This window comes from Paraburkholderia sp. Cy-641 (assembly GCF_011752945.1).
Classification (GTDB): domain Bacteria; phylum Pseudomonadota; class Gammaproteobacteria; order Burkholderiales; family Burkholderiaceae; genus Paraburkholderia.
This window is the reverse complement of sequence record NZ_VWWM01000025.1, coordinates 22,402-47,681: the sequence shown is the minus strand read 5'-3', so window position 1 is coordinate 47,681 and position 25,280 is coordinate 22,402. Positions and strand designations below refer to the sequence as shown.

Annotated in this window: 21 protein-coding genes and 1 tRNA gene; 11 read left to right on the top strand and 11 right to left on the bottom strand. The window is 64.9% G+C overall.

The genetic code is table 11. The annotated features are described in order from the left end of the window. Positions 1-92: 92 nt before the first annotated feature. Together F3J20_RS16020 and F3J20_RS16015 are read right to left on the bottom strand one after the other, a co-directional pair. Positions 93-167 (bottom strand) — tRNA-Arg (locus tag F3J20_RS16020). Positions 168-405: 238 nt separating this feature from the next. After that, complete coding sequence (locus F3J20_RS16015) at positions 406-597, bottom strand: rubredoxin (protein ID WP_167050023.1); 192 nt, start codon at positions 595-597, stop codon at positions 406-408. Between the two features lie 295 nt (positions 598-892). Here F3J20_RS16015 and F3J20_RS16010 point away from each other — a divergent pair, with 295 nt between their 5' ends. After that, the gene (locus tag F3J20_RS16010; protein ID WP_167050021.1) at positions 893-1,294 is read left to right on the top strand and encodes a DUF4399 domain-containing protein; all 402 of its coding nucleotides are present in this window, start codon (positions 893-895) and stop codon (positions 1,292-1,294) included. Here the strand turns inward: F3J20_RS16010 and F3J20_RS32150 are convergent. Beyond that, positions 1,282-1,677 carry a hypothetical protein gene (locus F3J20_RS32150; protein WP_240162813.1) on the bottom strand — a complete coding sequence of 132 codons (396 nt, stop codon included), beginning with the start codon at positions 1,675-1,677 and terminating at the stop codon, positions 1,282-1,284. The genes F3J20_RS16010 and F3J20_RS32150 overlap by 13 nt on opposite strands. Before the next feature lie 4 nt (positions 1,678-1,681). On the opposite strand from F3J20_RS32150, the gene F3J20_RS16000 reads away from it, so the two are divergent. The 4 genes from F3J20_RS16000 (at position 1,682) to F3J20_RS15985 (ending at position 9,227) form a co-directional block, all read left to right on the top strand. Next, a complete protein-coding gene (locus F3J20_RS16000; RefSeq protein ID WP_167283893.1) occupies positions 1,682-3,616 on the top strand; it encodes an ATP-binding cassette domain-containing protein in 1,935 nt (644 codons plus the stop codon). Between the two features lie 398 nt (positions 3,617-4,014). Then, a complete protein-coding gene (locus F3J20_RS15995; RefSeq protein ID WP_167050016.1) occupies positions 4,015-6,000 on the top strand; it encodes a DNA topoisomerase IV subunit B in 1,986 nt (661 codons plus the stop codon). A 70-nt stretch (positions 6,001-6,070) separates the two neighbouring features. After that, positions 6,071-8,395: a DNA topoisomerase IV subunit A gene (parC, locus tag F3J20_RS15990; protein ID WP_167050014.1), complete on the top strand. Its 2,325-nt coding sequence runs from the start codon at positions 6,071-6,073 to the stop codon at positions 8,393-8,395. A gap of 373 nt (positions 8,396-8,768) precedes the next feature. Further along, positions 8,769-9,227, top strand: coding sequence for a CopD family protein (locus tag F3J20_RS15985; RefSeq protein WP_167050012.1), 459 nt, complete (start codon positions 8,769-8,771; stop codon positions 9,225-9,227). A gap of 65 nt (positions 9,228-9,292) precedes the next feature. Here the strand turns inward: F3J20_RS15985 and F3J20_RS15980 are convergent, their stop codons facing one another. From F3J20_RS15980 to F3J20_RS15955, 6 genes are all read right to left on the bottom strand, one after another. Continuing rightward, on the bottom strand, positions 9,293-10,504 hold the full coding sequence (locus tag F3J20_RS15980) for a chromate transporter (protein WP_167283855.1): 1,212 nt from the start codon (positions 10,502-10,504) through the stop codon (positions 9,293-9,295). A 33-nt stretch (positions 10,505-10,537) separates the two neighbouring features. Beyond that, a complete protein-coding gene (locus tag F3J20_RS15975) occupies positions 10,538-12,901 on the bottom strand; it encodes an EAL domain-containing protein (RefSeq protein WP_167050008.1) in 2,364 nt (787 codons plus the stop codon). Positions 12,902-13,433: 532 nt separating this feature from the next. Then, complete coding sequence (locus tag F3J20_RS15970; RefSeq protein WP_167050006.1) at positions 13,434-14,333, bottom strand: PhzF family phenazine biosynthesis protein; 900 nt, start codon at positions 14,331-14,333, stop codon at positions 13,434-13,436. 254 nt (positions 14,334-14,587) lie between these two features. Then, complete coding sequence (locus F3J20_RS15965) at positions 14,588-15,052, bottom strand: RidA family protein (RefSeq protein ID WP_167050004.1); 465 nt, start codon at positions 15,050-15,052, stop codon at positions 14,588-14,590. Positions 15,053-15,150: 98 nt separating this feature from the next. Further along, the gene (locus F3J20_RS15960) at positions 15,151-16,347 is read right to left on the bottom strand and encodes a PLP-dependent aminotransferase family protein (RefSeq protein WP_167050002.1); all 1,197 of its coding nucleotides are present in this window, start codon (positions 16,345-16,347) and stop codon (positions 15,151-15,153) included. A gap of 118 nt (positions 16,348-16,465) precedes the next feature. Then, positions 16,466-17,155 carry a VOC family protein gene (locus tag F3J20_RS15955; protein WP_167283854.1) on the bottom strand — a complete coding sequence of 230 codons (690 nt, stop codon included), beginning with the start codon at positions 17,153-17,155 and terminating at the stop codon, positions 16,466-16,468. Between the two features lie 288 nt (positions 17,156-17,443). On the opposite strand from F3J20_RS15955, the gene F3J20_RS15950 reads away from it, so the two are divergent. The 4 genes from F3J20_RS15950 to F3J20_RS15935 all read left to right on the top strand — a co-directional run bounded on the left by F3J20_RS15950 (position 17,444) and on the right by F3J20_RS15935 (position 22,513). After that, positions 17,444-18,898, top strand: a complete 1,455-nt coding sequence (locus F3J20_RS15950; protein ID WP_167049998.1) for a PLP-dependent aminotransferase family protein — start codon at positions 17,444-17,446, stop codon at positions 18,896-18,898. A 206-nt stretch (positions 18,899-19,104) separates the two neighbouring features. Continuing rightward, the gene (htpG, locus tag F3J20_RS15945; protein WP_167049996.1) at positions 19,105-21,003 is read left to right on the top strand and encodes a molecular chaperone HtpG; all 1,899 of its coding nucleotides are present in this window, start codon (positions 19,105-19,107) and stop codon (positions 21,001-21,003) included. 302 nt (positions 21,004-21,305) lie between these two features. Continuing rightward, complete coding sequence (locus F3J20_RS15940) at positions 21,306-22,022, top strand: chorismate lyase (RefSeq protein ID WP_167283853.1); 717 nt, start codon at positions 21,306-21,308, stop codon at positions 22,020-22,022. Continuing rightward, complete coding sequence (locus F3J20_RS15935; protein WP_167049992.1) at positions 22,019-22,513, top strand: DNA-deoxyinosine glycosylase; 495 nt, start codon at positions 22,019-22,021, stop codon at positions 22,511-22,513. The genes F3J20_RS15940 and F3J20_RS15935 overlap by 4 nt, the downstream gene beginning before the upstream one ends. 50 nt (positions 22,514-22,563) lie before the next feature. Here F3J20_RS15935 and F3J20_RS15930 read toward each other — a convergent pair whose 3' ends face one another. Beyond that, positions 22,564-22,878 carry a CcdB family protein gene (locus tag F3J20_RS15930; protein ID WP_167049990.1) on the bottom strand — a complete coding sequence of 105 codons (315 nt, stop codon included), beginning with the start codon at positions 22,876-22,878 and terminating at the stop codon, positions 22,564-22,566. Continuing rightward, a complete protein-coding gene (locus F3J20_RS15925; protein WP_167049988.1) occupies positions 22,878-23,123 on the bottom strand; it encodes a type II toxin-antitoxin system CcdA family antitoxin in 246 nt (81 codons plus the stop codon). The genes F3J20_RS15930 and F3J20_RS15925 overlap by 1 nt, the downstream gene beginning before the upstream one ends. Before the next feature lie 216 nt (positions 23,124-23,339). On the opposite strand from F3J20_RS15925, the gene F3J20_RS15920 reads away from it, so the two are divergent. Then, positions 23,340-23,801: an MEKHLA domain-containing protein gene (locus F3J20_RS15920; RefSeq protein ID WP_205193393.1), complete on the top strand. Its 462-nt coding sequence runs from the start codon at positions 23,340-23,342 to the stop codon at positions 23,799-23,801. A gap of 268 nt (positions 23,802-24,069) precedes the next feature. Continuing rightward, positions 24,070-25,032, top strand: coding sequence for a spermidine synthase (locus F3J20_RS15910; protein WP_167049984.1), 963 nt, complete (start codon positions 24,070-24,072; stop codon positions 25,030-25,032). Positions 25,033-25,280: the final 248 nt, after the last annotated feature.

The window sequence follows — 25,280 nt, the reverse complement described above, 5'->3', positions numbered from 1 at the left end:
GCAACCTTGGGCAATGATGGCAGCAAAAAGCCCCGCAGCGCAAGGCATACGGGGCTTTTCTGGGAAACCTTGGGAGACGCTGGGAAGCTATCTGGTCCCCCTGACAGGAATCGAACCTGTATCTAGCGCTTAGGAGGCACTTGTTCTATCCATTGAACTACAGGGAGAGAGGACCGAAGCGGATATAGCGGATATCCGCGAGGACATGAAGTCCAAATTCGCCAGCGAGGGCAAAGTATATCAAACCCGCTCCGGCAAAAGGAGCGCCTGCCCACGACTCCGCAAAAACAAACAGCCCGGCAGACATCGTCTGCCGGGCCGCATGGCCTTTCTCCGTGCCAACCGCGCGGCGCTTATTCACACGCCCAAGCGTGCCGCGCCGCCGTGCAATTCAACCCGCCTGCCTCAAAACTCCACCACTGCGAACTCTGCCTTGCCGACATCGCACAGCGGGCAGCGCCAGTCTTCGGCGATATCGGCGAAGCGCGTGCCGGGCGCGATGCCTTCCTCGGGCAGGCCTTCTTCTTCGTTGTAAATCCAGCCGCAAATCAGGCAGACCCAGCTCTTGTATTCAGTCACTTCGATTACTTCACTCACGACGTACTCTCTCTTTCAATGCAATGGCCGGCTTGGTCCGCCCCTTTTTGGGGCGGCGCGGCGACCCGCAATATTACCGGAATTCGTCACCCCGGCCTCGAACGGCCCGGGCTACGCCTCGTGCAACGCGCCTTCGCTATCATGGACGGGCCTCGTCATACGCAGCGTGTATGCTTGATCCGCAGCTATTTCATTCGACAGGCGCGCCGCGTGCTTCGCACGCATTGCGGCGATTCGCCTCAGGCGAGCGTGGCGTCACCACGTGCGCGATTGTCCTTTCTGAAAGGAGAAAACGATGTTTAAAAACAGTTGGTTGGCAGGTATCGCAGCGGTAGGGCTGCTGGCCGTTTCGGGTGTGGCGCAGGCCGCGAGCGTCTACTTCGTGCAGCCGGCCGATGGCGCGACGGTGAGCAATCCGGTGCATGTCGTGTTCGGTCTCGACGGCATGAAGATCGCGCCGGCCGGCACGATGACGGAAGGCACGGGGCACCACCATCTGCTGATCGACGGCAAGCCGCTGCCGAAGGGCGAGGTTATCCCCGCGACCGACAAGTCGCTGCACTTCGGCAAGGGACAGACCGAAACCGATCTGACGCTGCCGTCGGGCGACCATACGCTGACGCTGCAATTCGGCGACGGCATGCATCGCTCGTATGGTCCCGAGATGAGCAAGACGATCACGGTTCACGTGAAATAAGCACGTCGAGCAAGCACGTGAAATAAGCCGCCGTTCCGGCAAGCAGGGCAGGCGCGCACGCTGCCTGCCCGCGCAGTTTGTGTGGCGCGTGCTCGTGCCTCGTCCATGCGTTGCATGGCGCGTCGCTCGTACGAGTTCGCCCGCGCTTTCCTCACGCTTCCCCACGCTTCCCTCGCGTGTCCCCCCGGACACATCCCGGCGACCGGCTCCGCGCCCGGCACACCCGGCACACCCGGCACACCCGGCACACCCGGCACACCCGGCACACCCGGCACACCCGGCACACCCGGCACACCCGGCACACCCGGCACACCCGGCACACCCGGCACACCCGGCACACCCGGTACAATGAGCGGCTTCGGCTCATCGCTGTCTTTTCCCATTCCCATGTCGCTTTACACCATCACCGGAGCCCAACTGGCGTTCGGTCACGTCGCGCTGCTCGATCACGCGGATTTCTCGCTCGAAGCGGGCGAGCGCGTCGGACTGATCGGGCGCAACGGCGCGGGCAAGTCGTCGCTGCTGAAGATCGTCGCCGATCTCGCCAAACCCGACGACGGCCTCATCACGCGTCAACAGCATCTGAGCACGGTCTATGTGCCGCAGGAGCCCGAGTTCGACGTCGACGACACCGTGTTCGACGCGGTCGCCGCCGGTCTCACCGAGGCGCGCGCGCTGCTCGACGAATACGACGCGGTCGCGCATCAGCTGGCCGACACGCCCGAGGGCGCGGAACACGACGCGCTGCTCGCGCGCATGAATACGCTGCAATCGTCGCTCGACGCGACGGACGCCTGGAGCTGGGGCACGCGCGTCGCCACCACGCTGCAGCAGATCGGCCTGAACGGCGAGGCGCGCGTCGGCTCGCTGTCGGGCGGCATGCAGAAGCGCGTCGCGCTGGCGCGCGCGCTCGTCGTGCAGCCCGACGTGCTGCTGCTCGACGAACCGACCAACCATCTCGACTTCGACGGCATCCGCTGGCTCGAAGAACTGCTGGTGTCGCTGCGCGCGGGGCTGCTGTTCATCACGCACGATCGCGCGTTTCTCGACCGCGTCGCGACGCGCATCGTCGAACTCGATCGCGGGCGGCTCCTGTCGTATCCGGGCAATTTCTCGGCGTACCAGACGCGCAAGGCGCAGCAGCTCGAAGTCGAGCGCATCGAGAACGAGAAGTTCGACAAGCTGCTCGCGCAGGAAGAAGTGTGGATTCGCAAGGGCGTCGAGGCGCGCCGCACGCGCAGCGTCGGCCGTATCGCACGGCTCGTGCAGATGCGCAACGAACGCGCCGAGCGCCGCAACGTGCAGGGCAACGTCAAGCTCGACGTCGGTCAGGGCGAGAAGTCCGGCAAGATCGTCGCGGAACTGACGGACGTGACGAAGCGCTACGGCACGCGCACGGTGATCGACCGCTTTAGCGCCACGGTCATGCGCGGCGACAAGATCGGCTTCGTCGGTCCGAACGGCGCGGGCAAGACCACGCTGCTCAAGACGATCCTCGGCGAACTCGCGCCGGACGAAGGCAAGGTGCGCACCGGCACGAATCTGCAGGTCGCGTATTTCGACCAGATGCGCGCGCAGCTCGACCTCGAAAAGAGTCTCGCGGACACCATCAGCCCCGGCAGCGAGTGGGTCGAAATCAACGGCCAGAAGAAGCACGTGATGAGCTATCTCGGCGACTTCCTGTTCGCGCCGGAGCGCGCGCGTTCGCCGGTCAAGTCGCTGTCGGGCGGCGAGCGCAACCGGCTGCTGCTCGCGCGTCTGTTCGCGCGGCCGGCCAACGTGCTGGTGCTCGACGAGCCGACCAACGACCTCGACATTCCCACGCTCGAACTGCTCGAAGAACTGCTGATCGACTACGACGGCACGGTGCTGCTCGTGAGCCACGACCGTGCATTCCTCGACAACGTCGTGACCTCGGTGATCGCCTCGGAAGGCGAGGGCAAGTGGCGCGAATACGTCGGTGGCTTTACGGACTGGCAGACCCAGCGCGATCGCTCGGAGCAGCTTGCGCTCGACGCGCAGAAGGACGCGGGCAAGGAAGCGCCGAAGGACGCCGCGGCCAAGGACAGCGCCGCGGGCCGCAATGCGCAGCGCACCGTGAAGCTGTCGTTCAAGGAGCAGCGCGAACTCGAAGCGCTGCCGCAAATGATCGCCGACCTCGAAACCGAGCAGAAAGCGATCGGCGCGCAACTCGAAGACGGCTCGGTGTTCGCGAGGGATGCGCGCGAAGGCGCGCGTCTGACCGAGCGTTATGCCGAGATCGACGAAGAGCTGCTGGTTGCGCTCGAACGCTGGGACGAGCTGGAAAACCGGCGCAAGTAACCGGTTCGGCGCGGGGCGGCGGGCGTGCCTGCGCCCGCCGCCCCGCGCCATGCAGCGCTTTTCCGCACCTCGTGCGCGCCGCCGCGCGCATGTCTCCATGCCCTGGCGGGCCTTGTCCGGACGGCCAATTCCGCGCGCCGTCAATTGCCGACGTTATCGAAATCAGTACAATACCCCGCGAACAGGCTGCCCCGGCAGGCGCGCCGACCGGGTTGCGCGAGACCGCGTGAGCGGGTGCGCCAGCGGCAAGCCGCGCGACAAAACAGCTTGCCCGCAGCGCGGGCACCTCGCCTAACCCCGTTGTTTCGTTTCGCTTTTTTTGAAAACTCAACGTATTGTCCACGGACCTGTCCACAGGACCTGTGGACAACGATGAACCGAGACGCACCGAGTCAATCATGTCCACGAAAAAGCCAAACGCCGCGTATAGCGAAGCGTCGATCAAGGTGTTGAAGGGTCTGGAGCCGGTCAAGCAACGACCCGGCATGTACACCCGCACCGAGAATCCGCTGCACATCATTCAGGAAGTCATCGACAACGCCTCGGACGAAGCCCTCGGCGGCTACGGCCGGCAAATCACGGTCACCCTGCATGCGGACCATTCGGTCTCGGTCGAGGACGACGGCCGCGGCATTCCATTCGGCATGCATCCCGAAGAGGGCGTGCCGGTCGTCGAAATCGTCTTCACACGCCTGCACGCGGGCGGCAAGTTCGACAAGGCCGCCGGCGGAGCCTACACGTTCTCGGGCGGCCTGCACGGCGTCGGCGTGTCGGTCACGAACGCGCTGTCCACGCGGCTCGACGTCACCGTGTGGCGCGACGGCAAGGTCGCCGAACTGAGCTTCGCCAACGGCGACGTTGCGAAGCCGCTCGTCACGCGCGCCGCGGCGAAGGGCGACAAGAGGTCGGGCACGCGCGTGACCGCATGGGCCAATCCGAAATACTTCGACTCGCCGAACCTGCCGCTCGGCGAATTGCAGCGCCTGTTGCGCTCGAAAGCAGTGCTGCTGCCGGGCGTCGAAGTCACACTCATTAACGAAAAAACCGGCGAACAGCAAAGCTGGAAATACGACGACGGCCTGCGCGGCTATCTGCTCGAAGGCATGAACGGCAGCGATCTGCTGATTCCGCTGTTCGAGGGCGAGCGCTACGCGGAAAGCTCGCGTTCGAGCGAAGAGACGTTCGCCGAAGGCGAGGGCGCGGCATGGGTCGTTGCATGGAGCGAGGAAGGCCCGCTCATGCGCGAGTCGTACGTGAACCTGATTCCGACGCCCGCGGGCGGCACGCACGAGTCGGGTTTGCGCGATGGTCTTTACCAGGCGGTCAAGAGCTTCGTCGAATTGCATAACCTGCAGCCGAAGGGCGTGAAGCTGCTCGCCGAAGACGTGTTCGCGCGCGTGTCGTTCGTGCTGTCGGCGAAGGTGCTGGACCCGCAGTTCCAGGGGCAGATCAAGGAGCGCCTGAATAGCCGCGACGCGGTCAAGCTCGTGTCGTCGTTCGCGCGGCCCGCGCTCGAACTGTGGCTCAACCAGCACGTCGAGCACGGCAAGAAGCTCGCGGACCTCGTCATCAAGCAGGCGCAGGCGCGCACGCGCGCGGGGCAGAAGGTCGAGAAGCGCAAGAGTTCGGGCGTGGCCGTTCTGCCGGGCAAGCTGACCGATTGCGAATCGACGGAAATTGCGCGCAACGAGCTGTTCCTCGTCGAGGGCGACTCGGCCGGCGGCTCCGCGAAGATGGGCCGCGACAAGGAGTACCAGGCGATCCTGCCGCTGCGCGGCAAGGTGCTGAACACGTGGGAGACCGAGCGCGATCGCCTGTTCGCCAACAACGAGGTGCACGATATTTCGGTGGCGATCGGCGTCGATCCGCATAACCCGGACGACAAGGTCGATCTGTCGAACCTGCGCTACGGCAAGATCTGCATTCTGTCGGACGCGGACGTCGACGGTTCGCATATCCAGGTGCTGCTGCTCACGCTGTTCTTCAAGCATTTCCCGCAACTGATCGAGCGCGGCCATGTGTGCGTCGCGCGCCCGCCGCTGTTCCGCGTCGATGCGCCCGCGCGCGGCAAGAAGCCCGCGCAGAAGCTCTATGCGCTCGACGAAGGCGAGCTCGAAGCGATTCTCGACAAGCTGCGCAAGGACGGCGTGCGCGAGAGCCAGTGGTCGATCAGCCGCTTCAAGGGTCTCGGCGAAATGAGCGCCGAGCAGCTGTGGGACACGACTATGAATCCCGACACGCGCCGCCTGCAACCGGTCGCGCTCGGCGAACTCGACTACGACGCGACCGTCGCGCGCATGACGATGCTGATGGGCAAGGGCGAAGCGGCGTCGCGCCGCAGTTGGCTCGAAGAGAAGGGCAACGAAGTGGAAGCGGACATCTGAGCGCCGCGTTGCAGCTTCAGCGCCACCGCCGCATACGACACTTCAAGCCAAACACGGATACGGAATCTAGATGGACGACGATAACACTCTCGACCTTTTCAACGAGCCGCCGCCTCCGGAGGGCGACTTTCTGACGCTCGGCAACTACGCGGAACGCGCCTACCTCGAATATGCGGTCAGCGTGGTCAAGGGCCGCGCGCTGCCGGACGTTTGCGACGGCCAGAAGCCGGTGCAGCGCCGCATCCTGTTCGCGATGAACGAGATGGGCCTCGGCGACAACGCGAAGCCGGTCAAATCGGCGCGCGTGGTCGGCGACGTGCTCGGTAAATATCACCCGCACGGCGACCAGTCCGCGTACGACGCACTCGTGCGTCTCGCGCAGGACTTTTCGATGCGCTATCCGCTGATCGACGGCCAGGGCAACTTCGGCTCGCGCGACGGCGACGGCGCGGCGGCGATGCGCTACACCGAAGCGCGCCTCACGCCGATCGCGAAGCTGCTGCTCAGCGAAATCGACCAGGGCACGGTCGACTTCATGCCGAACTACGACGGCTCGTTCGACGAGCCGAGGGTGCTGCCGGCGCGTCTGCCGTTCGTGCTGCTGAACGGCGCATCGGGCATCGCGGTTGGTCTCGCAACCGAAATCCCCTCGCACAACCTGCGTGAAGTCGCGGGCGCGGCGGTCGCGCTGATCCGCAATCCGAAGCTCTCGCATGCGGAGTTGATGCAGCACGTGCCGGGCCCGGACTTTCCGGGCGGCGGCCAGATCATTTCGAGCGAGGCGGAAATCGCCGCTGCTTATGAGACCGGCCGCGGCAGCCTGAAGGTGCGGGCGCGCTGGAAGATCGAAGACCTCGCGCGCGGCCAGTGGCAACTCGTCATCACCGAACTGCCGCCGAACACGGCCGCGCAGAAGGTGCTCGAAGAGATCGAAGAACAGACCAACCCGAAGATCAAGCTCGGCAAGAAGGCGCTCACGCCCGAGCAGTTGCAGACCAAACAGACGCTGCTCGCGCTCGTCGACGCGGTGCGCGACGAATCGGGCAAGGATGCGCCGGTGCGTCTCGTGTTCGAGCCGAAGTCGAGCCGCATCGACCAGACCGAGTTCGTCAACACGCTGCTCGCGCATACGAGCCTCGAATCGAACGCGCCGCTCAACATGGTGATGGTCGGCGGCGACGGCCGGCCGCGTCAGAAGGGCTTGAGCGAAATCCTGCACGAGTGGATCGCGTTCCGCTTCGCGACGGTCACGCGCCGCACGCAGCATCGTCTGTCGAAGGTCGACGACCGGATTCATATTCTCGAAGGCCGGATGATCGTCTTCCTGAATATCGACGAAGTGATCCGCATCATCCGCGAATCGGACGAGCCGAAGAGCGCATTGATGGCCGCGTTCGGGCTCACGGACCGCCAGGCCGAAGACATCCTCGAAATCCGGCTGCGTCAGTTGGCGCGGCTCGAGAAGATCAAGATCGAGAAGGAACTGGCCGAGTTGCGCGACGAGAAAGCGAAGCTCGAAGAACTGCTCGGCAGCGAATCGGCGATGAAGCGTCAACTCATCAAGGAAATCGAAGCCGACGCGAAGCAGTACGGCGACGAGCGCCGCACGCTGATCCAGCAGGAAAAGCGCGCGACCTTCGAAGCGCGCGTGGTCGACGAGCCAGTCACGGTCGTGGTGTCGCAGAAGGGCTGGGTGCGCGCGCTGAAGGGCCACGGGCTCGACGCGGCGGGCTTCAGCTTCAAGGCCGGCGACGGCCTCTATGCGGCGTTCCAGTGCCGCACGCCCGACACCTTGATCGCGTGGGGCAGCAACGGCCGCGTCTATTCGGTCGCGGTCGCGCAACTGCCGGGCGGGCGCGGCGACGGTGTGCCGGTCACGTCGCTGATCGAACTCGAATCGGGCAGCCATCTGATGCACTACTACGCGGCGTCGGCGGATCAGGCGCTGCTGCTCGCGTCGAGCAACGGCTTCGGCTTTATCGCGAAGGTCGGCGACATGGTGAGCCGCGTGAAGGCCGGCAAGGCGTTCATGACGATCGACGCGGGCGCCGCGCCGCTCGCGCCGATGCCGATGCTGCCCTATGCGGTGCAGGTCGCGTGTCTGTCTTCGGGGGGACGTCTGCTCGTGTTCGGTCTCGACGAGATGAAGACGCTCTCGGGCGGCGGGCGTGGCGTCACGCTGATGGCGCTCGACGACAACGAGGCGCTCGTGCAGGCGCTCGCGATCGACAAGGCCGGTCTGGTGCTGATCGGCACGCGTCGCGGCGGCCGCGTCGACGAAGAGAAGCTGGCCGGCGCCGAGCTTGCGGCGCACGTCGGCAAGCGCGCGCGCAAGGGCCGCGCGCCCGGGAGCAAGATGAAGCTCGACGGCATGCGTCCGGTGTTGCCGGCCTGACTCACGAAGCCGATGAGGGCGCCACTGAAAGAGCCGCCAAGCCCGTTTAACAAACTTTGACATGAGAAACCGGTGCGCGCCTGCTAGCATGCGGGGCGCTCGCGGGTTATCGCAAAAAAGTTCGTGCGGGACGTGGCAGCAGACTGTCGCAAGCGAACGCACAGCGATGGTGTCGCGGCGGCCCGCCGGCGCCGCGACAGAAATGAAGCAATGCAACGTAGCAATACGGCGAAGCAATATAACGAAGCAATACGGCACAATTATTCGCAGGCCCCCGGAACTGCCCGCATCACGCATGGTCGAACGCGCTCAGTGGCGGCTGAGCAAGATCAAGTGTCCTAAACGGTATGGCGTCGTGGGAGAGGAAAACTAAATGAACAAGGCTATCGAGGCGGCGCTCTTTCTGCATCTGCTCGGCGTGGCGGTGTGGGTTGGCGGCATGGTGTTCGCGCATTTCTGCCTGCGTCCGGCGCTCGGCGATCTCTCGCCCCAATTGCGTTTGCCGCTATGGGAATCGGTGTTCGGCCGCTTCTTCAACTGGGTCGGCGTCTCGGTGCTGGTGATTCTGATCAGCGGTGGCTTCCTGCTGATGCAATTCGGCGGCGGTCATGCCACCTGGCCTTTGCATGCGATGGCCGGCCTCGGCATCGTCATGATGCTGATCTTCGGGCATATCCGCTTCGCGGTGTTTCCGCGCATCCGCCGTGCCGTGCAGGCGCAGAAGTGGCCCGACGGCGCGCGGGCGGTCGGCACGGTCCGGCGTCTCGTGCTGATCAATATCGTGCTCGGCGTGGTGACGATCGGCGTCGCGGTGCTGTCGCGCGGGTTCTGAGCTTCATGTGAGCCCGGGCGGCTCCATCGCTCCAAACAGACAATGGCGAAGGCGCGCCAAGCCGTCTACCCGCTCGGCGCGCCGAACGCGAGCCACAGTCCGCACATGACCGCCACGGTCCCATACACGGCATACACCGGTACCTTGAGCTTCGCGAAGCAGGTCGCGGAGAACAGCGCGGTCAGCAGATAGATCGGCTTCAACGGCACATGCGCGGCGATGCGCAGCACCGCCACCGCGAGAAACGCGGTTGTGACCGCGCGCAAAATCTTCATGCCATGCTCGAAGCGCGGGTTCGTCTTCAACTGATGCAGATGCCGCTGCGCCAGCACGACGAGGCAGCCCGACGGCAGGAACAGCGCGAGCGTCGCGATCAGCGCGCCGGGCCAGCCGCCGATGAGATAACCGAGGAACGGCACCACGTTCAATAGCGGCCCGGGCGACAACGGCGACAGAGAGAACGCCAGCGTGAAATCGTTATCCGATACGCCGATCGCGGGCGTCACGAACAGGATCTTCAACACCGGTAACGCGGAGAAGCCGCCGCCGAACAGCGTCATGCCCGCGCCCGCGAGGCGCGGCCACAGCAGCGCGAGTTCGTAGCGATGCGGCACGGGCAGCGCGAACAGCACGAGCAGCAGACTGAGCGCGGCGAGCAGCCGGTAGTCGCCGCGTGCGAGCGACACCGCGAGCCGCGTGTCGCGCTCGCGGCTCGCGAACCAGCCGGTGCCGAACGCCGCGCCGAGCATCACGACGTAGGCCGCCGCATTGTGCGCATAGAAGAGCGCGACACAGCCGAGCACCGCCGCGCTCCATTCGAGCTTGCCGCGCACGAGCGCGCGCGTCTGCTTGTACCAGGTTACCGCGATCAGCGTCGCGAGCACGACGCTGAAGTGCTGCAACAGCGTTTGCGAGGCGATCGCGTGGATGAGCGGGGTGCGGTAGAAGATCGCGAACAGCGTCATCAGCGTGAAGAAGGGCAGCACGCTAGCGATGCCCGCGACCCAGGCGCCGGCGCGTCCGCGCAGCGCGTGGCCGAGTTGCACGGCGACGTTGCAGCCGACCGGCCCGGGCACCATCCACGCGAGCGCGATCAGGTCCGCGAAGGCGACGCGCGAGAGCCGCCCCTCGCGTTCGACGTAGTGATGTTCGAGCTGCGCCATCAGCGCGAGGCCGCCCCACGAGAGCGCCGACAGGCCGAACACGACCCGGAACAGCGTCCCTAGCGGCTCCGGCTGCCGGCGTCCGGCGGCATCTTCGTTCGTGACGGTCTGCATGGCGCCACGGGAGCCCGTGCGCGGGCCCCGTCCTTAAGGGTTGGTGCTCGACACGCTGCTCGTGTTGTCGGTTTCCCGCGTGGCGTGGCGGTCGCCCGCGTTGCCGAGGCCGCATACGCCGAAGCGTTCGAGCAGTGCCGGGATCGCCTCCACCGGCACCGGCCGCGAGAACAGGAAGCCCTGCGCCTCGATATGGCCGAGCGCCGCGAGCCATGCAATCTGCTCTTCGGTTTCCGTGCCCTCGACCACCACCGTGAGCCCGAGCGAGCGCGCGAGATTGACGATCGCCGTGACCATCACGCAGACGCTGCGGTCGCCCGGGATGGCCTGGACGAACGAGCGGTCCACCTTGAGCGTATCGACCGAGAAGCGGTTCAGATACGAGAGCGACGAATAGCCGGTGCCGAAATCGTCGAGCGCGATGCGCACGCCGAGACGCTTGAGCGCGAAGATTTTTTCGGAGACGACTTCGGGATATTCCATCATCGTCGTCTCGGTGATCTCGAGTTCGAGGCGGCGCGCCGAGATGCCGGTTTCCTCGATCGCGTGCGAGATCGTTTCGTACAGGTCGCCGCGCCAGAACTGCACGGCCGAAATGTTCACCGCGAGCGACAGCGTGTCGTAGCCCTGTTGCTGCCACTGCGCGAGTTGCCGGCAGGCGGTTTCGATCACGAAGTCGCCGATCGGCACGATGAGGCCGGTCGATTCCGCAACCGGAATGAACTCGTTGGCCGGAATCAGCCCGTGCTGCGGATGATTCCAGCGCACCAGCGCTTCGAAGCCGGTAATGCAGCGCTGCGTCAGATCGATCTTCGGCTGATAGGCGAGGAACAGCTGGCCTTCGCTGAGCGCGACGCGCAATTGCTGTTCCCACTTCATCAGATGGTCCGCGCGATGCGACAGATGCGGCGAATAGAACTGGTAGCAGTTCTTGCCGGCGTCTTTCGCGCTGTACATCGCGAGGTCGGCTTTCTTGAGCAGGTCGATTTCGTTTTCGTTCGCGACCGAGTACAGCGCGATGCCGATGCTCGCATGCAGTACGAACGAGCTGCCGCGGACCTCGAACGGTTTCGAGAACGCTTCGCCGGCCGCTTCGGCGAGCGCGACCGCGCGCTTCTCGACGTCGTCGCCCTTGAGCACGACGACGAACTCGTCGCCGCCGATGCGCGAGAGCGCGCCGCCTTCGCCGACCGCCGCGGCGAGGCGCGAGGCGGTCATCTGCAGCACGATGTCGCCGGCATTGTGGCCGAGTGTGTCGTTGACGGTCTTGAAGTTGTCGAGATCGATGAAGAGGATCGCGAGACGCCCGAGATTGGACGGCTGCGCGACGTCGTGGCGCAGCGCCTGCAGCGTCGCGTAGCGGTTGCGCAGGCCGGTCAGCAGATCGTATTCGACGAGGTGCGTCATCTCGCGCTCGCGGCCGAGCAGCTTGCCGATCAGTCCGGTCGCGACCGCGAAGAAGCTCAGCATCGCGAGCGAGATGAAGCCCGCCATCAGCAGATAGACGTTGCGCGTGTGGTTGTAGTCGGCGAATTCTTCGGCTTGCGAAAGACCGACCAGCACGCCGAGCGGATAGCCGTCGATATGCCGGTACGAGACGATGCGCGTGACGCCGTCGATCGAATCGACGTAGGTGCCCGACACGTGTTCCGAAGTCGGATACGTGCCGCTCGCGGTGAAGGTGCCGCTCGCATCGTTGGTGCGGCCGGTGCGCCGCGCGAGCACGGTGCCGTTGTCCGAGATCACCGCGATCACGCCTTCGCGGCCGATGGCGGCGTTGTTGTAGAAGTCGGACGTGAAATAGCCGGGGTCTTCCGAGACCACGACGACGCCCGCGAACGAGCCGTCTGGATGATTGAGGCGGCGCGTCATCTGCAAGGTCCAGTGACCCGACACGCGGCCGAGCACCGGCTTGCTGATGTACAGCTGGTCGTCGTTCTCGTGTTCGTGGACCTTGAAGTGCTCGCGGTCGGACAGATCGATGTGCTTCGGGTTGAGTTCGGCCGTATTGGCGATCAGCTTGCCGTGTTCGTCGATCAGCGAGACCTGGACGAGTGTTTCGCTTTGCACGACGCCTTTTTCGACGGTGCTCGCGAGATCGAAATGATTCGGCGTTTTTTCAAACTCGTATTTGACGAAGCGCGTGATCTGATCGACCTGGTGAATCGCCTTGATCGTATGCTGTTCGAGTGCCGCGGAAAGAATCGCGGAAGAGGCCATGGCCTCGCGGTAAGTCGCTTCTTTTTCCACCGACAGCCGCGCGAAAATCACGGTCCAAAGCAGGATCAGGACCAGCACGCCGAGCGCGGGAATGACGAGCAACGCCCGCCGGCGCGTGAATGCCGGGTCGCGGCGCGGCCTGGCTTCGCGCGGGTCGGAGAAGCGGGACTGACTCATCGTGAGGCCCGTTGCCGGGTATGGGCTCGGCATGAATGCCCGGGCATCGACTGCGCTGATTTCATGGATGGCTGCATGGTGACCGAGAGGGTGCCAAAGCTGCTGCGCAGAAGGGGCGGGCGTGGCGCCGTGCCTGACAGTCCACAGATCATCGAATTCCTTCCGATATTACTGAATGAGGTTGGATTAAGGAAGCGTCAGGGCATGGGGTATACGCTGGCGCGGCGCGCACTTGCCTTGAACCGGATTGGCCCTGCATGCCGGCAATGTTTATGCCGCAATACATGCGTGATTTCTCGAATAGGTTTTCTCGAACGGCATGGACCTGCGTGGGTTTTCCGGTCGCGCATCGGTCATTCAATATGCATGGGTTGCAATTGCCATGCCTTACGATGCGGCCTTTTGTGGTTCGGCGCGGCAAGATAGGGCGTCAGGTGATGCCGCCCGAGCGTGCCTGCGCCTTGCCCGAGTGATGTCGCTATGCAACGTGCGTTGCTTGCGGCGTCGCTCATCGGGCCGCTTATCGGGCCATTCACGTCAGCCGGCACGTACCGTCGACGATCGTCACCGAAGGCCCGCCGATCCAGATCTTGCCGCGCGCATCGTCGTAAAGAACCGACACCTCGCCCGCGCGCCCGAGCACGGTGCCTTGACGCACCGTGTAGCGCGGGCCGGGCCGCCGTTGCTGCGCGTTCAGCAGACCCGCGAGCGCGGCGTTGGCGCTGCCCGTCACCGGGTCTTCGCCGACGCCGAAAGCGCGGCCCGCCATCAGGCAGCGGACTTCGAACGTCGCGGGACCCTCGGCGTCGTGCGGACCGTAGACCGCGAGCCCATGCGTGTCGGCCGCGTGCACGAGGTCGGCGAGCGCGGCCGCGTCGGGTTCGAGCGCGAGACAGCTGCGCGCCGAATCGACCCGCACGACGAGCCACGGCGCACCGTTGTCGACCGCGCACGGGGTGGCGCTGAAATCGATCGCATTGCTACGTAAAGCCGCCGCAAGTGTTTCGTAATGGCGTTCGGCCAGCGGCGTGACGCGCGCGGGCGGCGCAGCGAAGGCCCATGCGTTGCGTGTGCCGTCGGCGTCATGCAAGGCTTCGAGTTCGATGAGCCCGACGCCGCACTGCTGGATCAGCTTGCCGTCCTGCTTCGGCCGATAACCGCTTTCGAGCAGCGCATGCGCGGTGCCGAGCGTCGGATGGCCCGCGAACGGCAATTCGCCGCCCGGCGTGAAGATGCGCACGCGATAGTCGGCGGCCGGATCGGTGGGCGTCGAGAGAAAGGTGGTTTCGGACAGATTGGTCCAGCGCGCGATGGCCTGCATCTGCTTCGTATCGAGCGCGTCGGCATCGAATACGACGGCCAGCGGGTTTCCTTTGAACGGCGTCGACGTGAAGACGTCGACCTGTTTGAAACGGACGGTGTGAGCGGGCATCGGCATGATTCGGCGCATCCGGCGTGAAGGGCGTTCGCGGATTCTATCCGTGTCCGCGCTGCCGATCCAGTTCGCTCGATAAGCCAAACGCGCCGCAGGTGGCTCACACTCTGCGGCGCGTTTCAAATGCCATGCGCGGTGAATTGCGCGTGAACGGTTCGTTAATTGTTTGCGACGGCGGGCCGATGCCGACGGTATCGCCGTGCCATGTCACGCTCCGCGCGAATCCGCACGACCCGTCGATGCGCGATGCCTTATTCGACCTCGGCGATCATCTCGATCTCGACGCATGCGCCGAGCGGAATCTGCGCGACGCCGAACGCCGAGCGCGCATGCTTGCCGCGCTCGCCGAACACGTCGGCGATCAGTTCGGACGCGCCGTTCGTGACCAGATGCTGCTCGGTAAATTCGAGCGTCGAATTGACGAGGCTCATCAGCTTGACGATGCGCTTGACGCGGTTCAGATCGCCGACGTGCGCATGCAGCGTGGCGAGCAGATCGATCGCGATCGAGCGCGCCGCAGCCTTGCCTTCTTCGGTATCGAGCGTCGCACCGAGCTTGCCGGCCCACACCTTGCCGTCCTTTTTGGCGATGTGGCCGGACAGGTAAACCGTGTTGCCGCTTTGCGCGCTCATCACATAGGCGGCGGCCGGCGCGCCCGCCGACGGCAGTTCGATGCCCAGTTCCTTGAGCTTGTCGTACACGTTCGATTGAGCCATGTTGAGTCCTCGATTCAGTGAGATTGCGTTAATGAAGACGGGGCGAAGTTTGCGCGTACAGCGCGCCGGCTTCGCCCCGATGCCGCCTGGGCGGGCGTTCAGAGCTTCGCGCGCACGAGCGCGGCGAGACGCGCGACACCTTCGTCGATTTTAGCCGGCGGCACCGTGACGAACGACAGGCGCAGCGTATTGTGCTGGGCCTCGTTCGCAAAGAACGGGCCGCCCGGCACGAACGCGACGTTCTGCGCGACCGCTTCCTCGAGCAGCTTCATGCTGTCGATCTGCGCGGGCAGATCGACCCAGATGAACATGCCGCCTTCCGGACGGTTCCAGCTCACGCCCTCAGGCATGCAGCGCGCGAGCGCGGCGAGCATCGCCTCGCACTGGTTGCGATACAGCTCGCGGATGGTCGGCACGTGCGTGTCGAGAAAGCCGTCCTTGATGACTTCGTGGACGATGCGCTGCGTGAAGCTCGGCGTGTGCAGGTCGGTGGCCTGCTTGGCCTGCACGAGCTTGAAGATCAGCTCTTCGGGCGCAATGATGAAGCCGACCCGCAGACCCGGTGCAAGCACCTTCGAGAACGAGCCGAGGTAGACGATGTGATCGGGCGCCATCGACAGCATCGTCGGCAGCGGTTCGCCCGCGTAGTCGAGCGCGCCGTAGGGGTCGTCCTCGATCACCGGGAACGGCGCGGTCTTGGCGAATTCGGCGAGCGCGCGGCGGCGCTCGACCGGCAGGCGGCGGCCGGTCGGATTCTGGAAGTTCGGCTGCGCGTAGAGCAGGCGCGCGCCCTGGGTCAGTTCCGGCTTCAGGCCTGCGGGGATCAGCCCTTGCTCGTCGGTCGGCACCTGCACGTAGCGCGGCTCGTACATCGAGAACGATTGCAGCGCGCCGAGGTAGGTCGGCGTTTCGACCAGCACCGGGCTATCCGGGCAGACCAGCACCTTGCCGAGCAGATCGAGCGCCTGCTGTGAGCCGGTCGTAATCAGCACCTGCGACGCTCGGATCTGCACCCCGTTGCTCGAATAGCGCTGCGCGATCCATTCGCGCAGCGGCAGATAGCCTTCGGTCGCGCTGTATTGCAGCGCGGCGGCGGGCGTGTCGCGCAGGATGCGGTCGGCGGCTTCGCGCATGCGCTCGGCCGGGAAGGTGGCCGGCGCGGGCAGGCCGCCTGCGAACGAAATGACCTCGGGCCGCTCCGTTACCTTCAGGATCTCCCGAATCGCGGAGCTCGTGAGCTTGCGCGCGCGTTCGGACAATTGCCACGTCGGGGCTTTCAGGTCGCTTTGGTCCATGCTCTCCTCTGCTTGGTATTTCTGGAACCGGTCAAATTATCGATTATCGCGCGACTCGGCGGGGAGCGCCGCTGGAGCAGGCCACCGGGCACGAAACCGCAGGGTCGCACGCGCTGCTTTATGCGAGGGTCCGCGGGCCCTCGGGTGTTTCGAATTCGGCGACGAGCGCCGCGGCGCCGTCGCTAGGCTGCACGTCGAGCAGATGCGCGGCGCCGAGCCAGCGCAATTGCTCGCCGATCAGTTTGGCCTGCGGATGCACGGCTCTCAGCGTCTTCAACGCGAGATTCGCCGGCGCCAGCACCTGCGACGGCTGCCGCGTCGTCTCCCACTGGATCAGCGAGGGCAGCACGCCGTCGCCGGCACCTTGCCAGGCCGGGAACGCGCCGTCGTCGGGCACGGTCAGGCCCCATGTGAAATCGCCGCGCGTCATCGGCACGACCGGCGCAATGCGCTGCGGATACTGCGCTTGCCAGGTCGCGAGATGCCTCGGCCGCTCGACGCGCGCGACCCAGTGCGACAGATACGGCCCGTTTTCGAGCCGCGCGTGCGTCGCCGGGTCGTCGAGCGCGAAGAAGCGCGGGCGCGGCGTGCCGCTCCCGGCCTCCGCCGGCGCATGCGGATCGAGCGCAATCACTTCCAGATAGACGCCGCCCCACAGGCTCAGCAGGCGGTTGTGCGTGCGCATCAGCGGATGCGCGCCGCCGCCCGCCGGCGCGACGCCGAGTCTCGCGGCGACGTACTGGACACCCTCGTCGAGGGTGCGGGCGGAAATCACGAGGTGATCGAGACTGAGCGAATGAGCTGTCATGGCTAAGCGACGCGGAGCGGCGAAAACGGGGGGCTGGCAACGAGGCCGCAGCGCGCGAGGTGTACAGGCGGCGCTGCCGGGGCCGTAAGCATAACCGTTTGCCGGATCGGCGGGCCATGCGGATGGCTGGCGGAGCGTGGTAGGCAGTCCGCTGCGGCGCGCTTGCAACGTATTTGCGAGGTCTGCGCGCCGCGCCATCACGCTTCGTGACGCTTCAATGTAACGGCCGCGACCGGCACAGTAACGGTACAATCGACGCGATACTATTCGGTACAGTTGGAGCCCGTCATGTCCGTCCCGCTTGCCCAGATTCCCGCCCCACACGACACGGCGTCGCTGACGCTGGTCGAGCAGCTCGTCCAGTGGGCGTGCCGCCGCATCGAGGAGCGCGTGTTCCGCCCCGGCATGCGCATGCCGTCGATCCGCAAGCTCGCGCTCGACAAGGGCGTGTCGCGCTTCACGGTGGTCGAGGCGTACGAGCGGCTGGTCGCGCAAGGCTATCTGGAATCGCGGCGCGGCTCCGGCTTCTACGTGCGCGAGCGGCAGAGCAGCGCGACGTTCAGCGAACTGCCCCCGCGCGCCGAAACCTTACCCGCGCCGGCGAATATCGACGTCGTCTGGCTGCTGCGCAACATGCTCCACACCGGCGCGCGGCCCGAGCGCAGCCCCGGCCTCGGCTACCTGCCGGCGCGCTGGCTCGACGGCGACCTGATTACCAATGCGCTGCGCACGCTTGGCCGGCAAAGCGGCGCGCAGATGCTCGGCATCGGCACCGCGCAGGGTTTTCTGCCGCTGCGCCAGCAATTGCAGACGCGGCTCGAGGAACTGGAGATCGGCGCGTCGCCCGAGCAGATCGTGATGGTGTCGGGTGTCACGCAGGCGATCGACCTGATTTCGCGCATTTACGTGAAGCCGGGCGATGCGGTGATCGTCGGCGATCCGGCGTGGTTCCAGATGTTCGCCTGTTTCGCCGCGCAGGGCGCGCGGCTCGTCGGCATGCCGTACACGCCGGACGGCCCCGATCTCGACGCGCTCGAAGCGCTCGTGCAGGAATGGCGGCCGAAAATGCTCGTCATCAACTCGGTGCTGCAGAACCCGACCGGCACGTCGCTCTCCGCCGCCCAGGCGTTCCGCATCCTGCGCCTCGCCGAGGCGTACGACTTCATCGTCGTCGAGGACGACATCTACGGCGACCTGTGCCCGCCCGGCTACCCGGGCACGCGGCTCGCGAGCCTCGATCAGCTGAAGCGCGTGATCTACCTCGGCAGCTTTTCGAAGACGCTCGCACCGAATCTGCGCGTCGGCTTTATCGCGTGCGGGCCGGACGTCGCGCGGGTGGTCAGCAACCAGAAGATGCTGGTCGGCATGACAAGCCCCGAACTCAACGAGCGCGTGATCTACAAGATTCTGACCGAAGGCCACTACCGGCGGCACGTCGAGCGCGTGCGCGCGCGGCTCGACGGCGTGCGCGACAAAGCCGTGCGGGTACTCGAAAAGACCGGCCTGAAACTGTTTCTGACGCCGACGGCCGGCATGTTCCTGTGGGCCGACACCGGCGTCGACGCGGGCGCGCTCGCCGCGGCCGGGCACGAGGCCGGCTTCCTGCTGACGCCGGGCGGGCTGTTTTCGCCGCAGCAGTCGCCGAGCACGTGGATGCGCTTCAATATCGCCAATTGCGGCGATCCGGAATTGCCGGCGTTTCTGAGCCGCTATCTCGACGGCGTCGCGCGCCGCCCGGCCTGAACTGTCCGGCCCCCCTTGAAACCGCGCCGGGGCGTCCCCATTTGCGCGAACGATCCGGCGCGGCCTCGCTCGCACTTTGATGTGAGCCTCGGCCCGCCCGCGGGACCCGGACGCGGGTTCGAACCCCGGTTCGCCGCGGTTCGATACCTTGTCGCCCGGCACCCCATCGCCCGAAACCTGATTCGCAACAGAGAGGAAGTCCGACCATGGCCCAAGAAACCATGAGCTTTCAGGCAGAAGTGAAGCAGCTTCTGCAACTGATGATCCATTCGCTGTACAGCAACAAGGAAATCTTTCTGCGCGAGCTGATCTCGAACGCGTCCGACGCGGCCGACAAGCTGCGCTTCGAAGCGATCGAAAACAGCGCGCTGTACGAAAACGATCCGAACCTGCGGATTCGCGTCTCGTACGACAAGGCTGCGCGCACCGTCACGATCGACGACAACGGCATCGGCATGAGCCGCGACGAAGCGATCGCGAACCTCGGCACGATCGCGCGCTCGGGCACCAAGGAGTTCTTCGGCAAGCTGTCGGGCGACCAGCAGAAGGATGCGGCGCTGATCGGCCAGTTCGGCGTGGGCTTCTACTCGGGCTTTATCGTTGCCGACAGGATCACGGTCGAGACGCGCCGCGCCGGTTTGCCGGCCGCCGAAGGCGTTCGCTGGGAAAGCGCGGGCGAGGGCGATTTCGCGGTCGAGCAGATCGAGCGCGCCGCGCGCGGCACGACCATCACGCTGCATCTGCGTGCCGACGAGGACGAACTGCTGTCGTCGCATCGCCTGAAGTCGATCATCCAGAAGTACTCGGACCACGTCGCGCTGCCGATCCTGATGCAGAAGGAAGAGTGGGACGCGGAAAAGAGCGAGATGGTCACGAAGGACGAGGACGAGACCGTCAACCAGGCGAGTGCGCTGTGGACCCGCTCGAAGAATGACATCAGCGACGAGCAGTACAGGCAGTTCTATCAGCACATCTCGCACGATCATCAGGACCCGCTCACGTGGACGCATAACCGCGTCGAAGGCCGCAGCGAATACACGCAACTGCTGTACGTGCCGGCGCACGCGCCGTTCGACCTGTGGAACCGCGAGCAGCGCGGCGGCCTGAAGCTGTACGTGAAGCGCGTGTTCATCATGGACGACGCCGAGCAACTGCTGCCCACGTATCTGCGCTTCGTGAAGGGCGTGGTCGATTCGGCCGATCTGCCGCTCAACGTATCGCGCGAAATCCTGCAGGAAAGCCGCGACGTGAAGGCGATTCGCGAAGGCGTGACGAAGCGCGCGCTGTCGATGCTCGAAGAACTTGCCAATTCGGACAACGACGCCGACAAGGAAAAGTACGCGGGCTTCTGGAAGGAATTCGGCCAGGTGCTGAAGGAAGGCATCGGCGAGGATTTCGCCAATCGCGAGCGCATCGCGAAGCTCGTGCGTTTTGCGACGACGCATACGGGCACGGCCGAACAGACCGTGGCGCTGGCCGACTACGTCGCGCGCATGAAGCCCGAGCAGAGCAAGATCTACTACGTGACCGCCGATACCTGGCAGGCCGCCGCGCATAGCCCGCACCTCGAAGTGTTCCGCAAGAAGGGCGTCGAAGTGCTGCTGCTGACCGATCGCGTCGACGAATGGATGCTGTCGTTCCTCAACGAATTCGACGGCAAGCCGCTGCAAAGCGTCGCGCGCGGCGACCTCGATCTCGGCGCGCTGAACGACGAGGAAAAGGCGGCGCAGGAGAAGGTCGGCGAGGAGTTCAAGCCGCTCGTCGAGAAGATGAAGGACGCGCTGAAGGACAAGGCGAAGGACGTGCGTCTGACGTTCCGCCTGACCGATTCGCCGTCGTGCCTCGTTGCCGACGACGGCGAAATGAGCGGCTACCTGCAGCGCATGCTGAAGGCCGCGGGCCAGGATGCGCCGTCGTTCCATCCGATTCTCGAAGTGAATCCGGAGCACGCGCTCGTGAAGGGCCTGCATGCCGATAGCGCGAATTTCGACGACTGGTGCCATCTGCTGTTCGATCAGGCGCTGCTCGCGGAAGGCGGCTCGCTCGAAGACCCGGCGAGCTTCGTGAAGCGCACCAATGCGTTGCTGCTGTCGCGCGCGGGTTGAACGTGAGTCGGGGGCGTTGATGTCGTTGCTGGATTGACGCTCCCTGGTTGAGAAAATGCGCTGCTTTGGCAGCGCATTTTTTTGCGCCCGAGGTTTTGCGCCCGGAGTTTTGTACCCGAGGTTTTGCGACCGATGAGGCGAACGGGTGCGGTGAGTTGTTTCGCTTGGCTGGTTTTTGTCTGACGCGTTTTTCGCATGCACTGGTGCGTTTGCATTTGCGTTATGCGTCAGATTGCAGAAGTGGCGCCGTGAACTGCCGCGATGAAGAGGGCTGCAAGACCGCGCCGCTATAATCCGACACCATGCCTATCCGTTTCGATCCCGCCGACGCGCACTGGCGTGTCGCACCTTTGCCCACCTTCAGCGCCGCGCAGAAAGACTGGCTGACTCGCGGCGGTTCCCTGACTGCTCATCTGCGTGCGCTCGGCGCGGTCGCGGTGCGCGTGACGCGCGAAGCGGTCGCGCTACCATGGGCCGACGAAGCCGCCGCGCTCGGACTCGCGCCGCGCGCGCCGGTATGGGTGCGCGAGGTCGTGCTGTCGGTCGAGGGTGTGCCGTTCGTCGCCGCGCATAGCGTGACGCCGCGCGCGGCGAGCGTCGGCGTGTGGCAGGCGACGCGGCGGCTGCGCACGCGGCCGCTCGCCGAATTGCTGTATAGCGACAGCAGCGTCGCGCGCTCGTCGCTGGTGAGCCGCAGGGTGGGGGCGCGTCATCCGCTGTATGCGCTGGCAGCGCGGGAAATCGGCGCGGGCGTGGCGCGCGCGCCGCATGTGCTGGTCGCGCGCCGCTCGGTGTTCGAGCGGCATGGCGCGCCTTTGATGGTGACGGAGTGTATGCTGCCGGCGCTGTGGGCGTGTGTGGGGGCGTTGAGTGTTTCTGGGGCTTCAGGGGCTTCGGGTGAAGACGGCGGTGTTGCTGCACGCGGGGATACCGTGCACGCCGCGCATACGGCCTATGCCCACCAGCGCGAACACGGCCGCCCGCTCGCGCGATGCCGTGACGAAGGCCATCGCTCATGACGCTCAAACGCTGCTTTCCGCCGGTCGTCGATGCCCATACGCGGGTGCTGATTCTGGGCAGCTTGCCGGGCGAGATGTCGTTGGCGCATGGGCAGTACTATGCGCATAAGCAGAACAAGTTCTGGGCGCTTGTTGGGGAGGCAATAGAGCAAAATCTGGTCGGTATGGACTATGCAACTCGTCTCGATAAGCTGCTCGAATACCGCATCGGTTTATGGGACGTCGTTGCAGAGGCCCGTCGTATCGGGAGTCTCGATAGCCGCATACGCGACCATGCGAGCAATGACCTGGTCGCTCTTGTCGATACATTGCCGAATCTGGTCACCATCGCCTTCAATGGCGGGACCGCAGCCAAAATCGGCATGAATGCGCTTGGCGAGCGCGGTGGGCAATATAGACTGCTCCGCCTGCCATCAAGCAGTCCCGCCTATGCCACAGTCCCATACGCAGAAAAGTTGGCCGTTTGGCGGCAACTGCGGGAATCGAATTGACGCGTCCGAACGTGGTCTCGCGTCAGCGGGAATCCTGGCGTGTCTGGTGGTTACCAACGGCCAAACAATCGGTCTAGCGCTGAAATAATCTCGTCTTGCCGGTGATGCAGCGACGTAACGGATTGGCTTAATTCAGTGCGTGGAATCGCGCTCAGTGTCGGCGTATCCAGCATGCACTCGATGCCTTCGATCGTGAAAACAGGTATCAGGTCAGGCGGAAGAGGAACTGGGGCAAAGCTGTCCAATCGTCGCAACGGGATAACCACGCGTGTCGCCAGACCGGATAAATGGTTGCCTTGGACATCAACAACATAAGGCACCGCTGGACGTTGGCCCGGATTGGGAAATACGTCGAAACGGGCCATCAGAACGCCCGGTATTGAGCGAGCGGCAGGCCATCGCGCTCAACCATCTCGTTATAGGCCTCGATAAAACCGGCGTACTTGATGGCCCACTGGCGATCCTTTTCCACTTGAACGGCTTGACGCAGTGCCCGCTCGCAAGTTTGCGAGAAATTGATACCGAGTGCCTTGGCATCCTTGTAGACGTCTTCGGGCAGGCTAATGTTCGTGGCCCGACGAGGAGTCACATCGGCGGCTGGATGACGCATGGCGTTGCTCCTTATGTGGGTGAATTATGCGCATTTTAGCCCACATAAAAACGTTGAATCTTGATTGGTGAGCGATTGGCCATGCGAGCAACGATTTGGCCGCTTTGGCCGTACGGTTGAACGACGGTACTGTCGGTCAGGCCTGCGGAGTTGGGAGCGGCGGAGTTGGCCCCTTGATAGAATCGCCCGCATTCAATGACAACGGTAACCGATACGATGACGGCATCTCTGAGCAGCGACCTCGACTTCTTCAATCTGCTGGCGGATAACCATTTGCGGCTTGTCGGCACGCCGCTGGTCGAGGGCGGAATCTCCGGCGCCGACGCGGCCCGCTGGCTCTACGAAAGCGCGCCGTTCTGCGTGCTCGCGCACAACACCGACGCCGACCCCCGTTTCATCTACGCGAACGAAGCGGCTCAACGCTGCTTCGAATACGACTGGGACGGCATGACGGCCTTGCGTTCGAGGCTTTCGGCCGAACACCCGAATCGGGACGAGCGCGACAGGTTGCTCGAATCGGTGCGATTGCACGGGTTCGCGACCGGTTATCGCGGCCTGCGCATCTCGAGTTCGGGAAGACGATTCTGGATCGAGGACGTCACGGTCTGGAATCTGCTCGATAGCGAAGGCGTTTATCGGGGGCAGGCCGCAACGTATCGCAACTGGCAGGACGCCTGAGCGCGGCGACAGACGCTTCGGGAGCATCGTATCGGTCTACGGGACGTCGCTGCCAAGGCGCGTCGCGATGGCAGTTTCGCTAGCCGTGTAGTCGATCGATACCGGCTTCTGCGTCTGCCATCGAGCCACCCCGCGCATGCTTGCGTTCCCCATGCGCGCCAGTTCGAAGTAGGGCGGCAGCTTGTCTGCGATTGACGCCGAGTGTTGCCCCGTCGAATGCTATGCTCTCGTTCGACCAAAAATTGCGCCCGTGGCGCGACATCCTCACATGACGAAACTGATCAAGCGCGCTTCGGCCGAGGCGCGTGCTTTCCGTAACCGCGATGCCGACGCCGATGCCGTTGGCGGCAAGCAGAAAATCGCCCGTAATGCCCGCAGTACTTCCCGCGGCGCGGGCCGCACGAACGGCGCCGATAACGACCTGCGCGACCCGAGCGACCTGCGCGACGCGCCGCAAATCGAAGCCCCGCGCAAGCCGCGTTTCGCGCCGGTGACGTTCTCGGAAGAGGGCGGCGTGCGCTACCTGCATTTCGGCACGGAATGGGTGCAAGGCGCGATGCGTCTGCGCAAGCCCGATCACATCGAACTCGAATACGCGCAGCAGATGATGGCCTGGCTGCTGTTCCTCGAAACGCCGAAGCGCATCGTGCAGCTCGGTCTCGGCGCGGCCTCGCTGACCAAATTCGCGCACCGCTTCCTGAAGCGCGCCAAGGTCGAGGCGATCGAAGTGAATCCGGCGGTCGTCGTGGCCGCGCGCACGATGTTCGAGTTGCCGCACGACGACGCGCGCCTGACCGTGCGCGAAGCCGATGCCTGGGACTTCGTCAACGACGGCGCTAACCACGGTACGATCGGCGCGCTGCAGATCGACGTCTACGACGCGACCGCGCGCGGCCCGGTGCTCGACAGCGTCGCCTTCTATCGTGCGGCGCGTGCGTGTCTGAGCGACGCGGGCATCGTCACGGTGAACCTGTTCGGCGACCATCCGAGCTTCGTGCGCAACATGAAGCGTCTTAACGAGGCATTCGACGGCCGCGTGGTTGCGCTGCCCGAAGTGCACGACGGCAATCGCATCGCGATCGCATTCTCGGGCCCGGCGCTCGAGGTGCCGTTCGCGAGGCTCGAAACCCGCGCGAAGCTGATCGAAGCGCAACTCGGCTTGCCGGCGCGCAAGTGGATCAGGGGGCTGCGCGAATCGACGGGGCAGAGCGGCGCTTCGTTTGCGATCTGATCGCCGTAGCGGCTGGCTGAGGTAAGCCGGCCGGCGAGCCGCATCGCGGCGGCGCGTTGCCGCCGCATGGCCTCGCGTGCCGCTACGTGCCCCGGCATGCCGATACATACCGCTACGATATGCGCCTTGCCGCGCGCCGTTGCGCCTCGGGTCGTCCCTGCTTGACCGGGCGTTCGGGGCTCCTATACTCTTTCGAAGCTTTCGGGGCGTCCGTGGCCGACCGCGGGACGACCACCCGCTGTGATTCC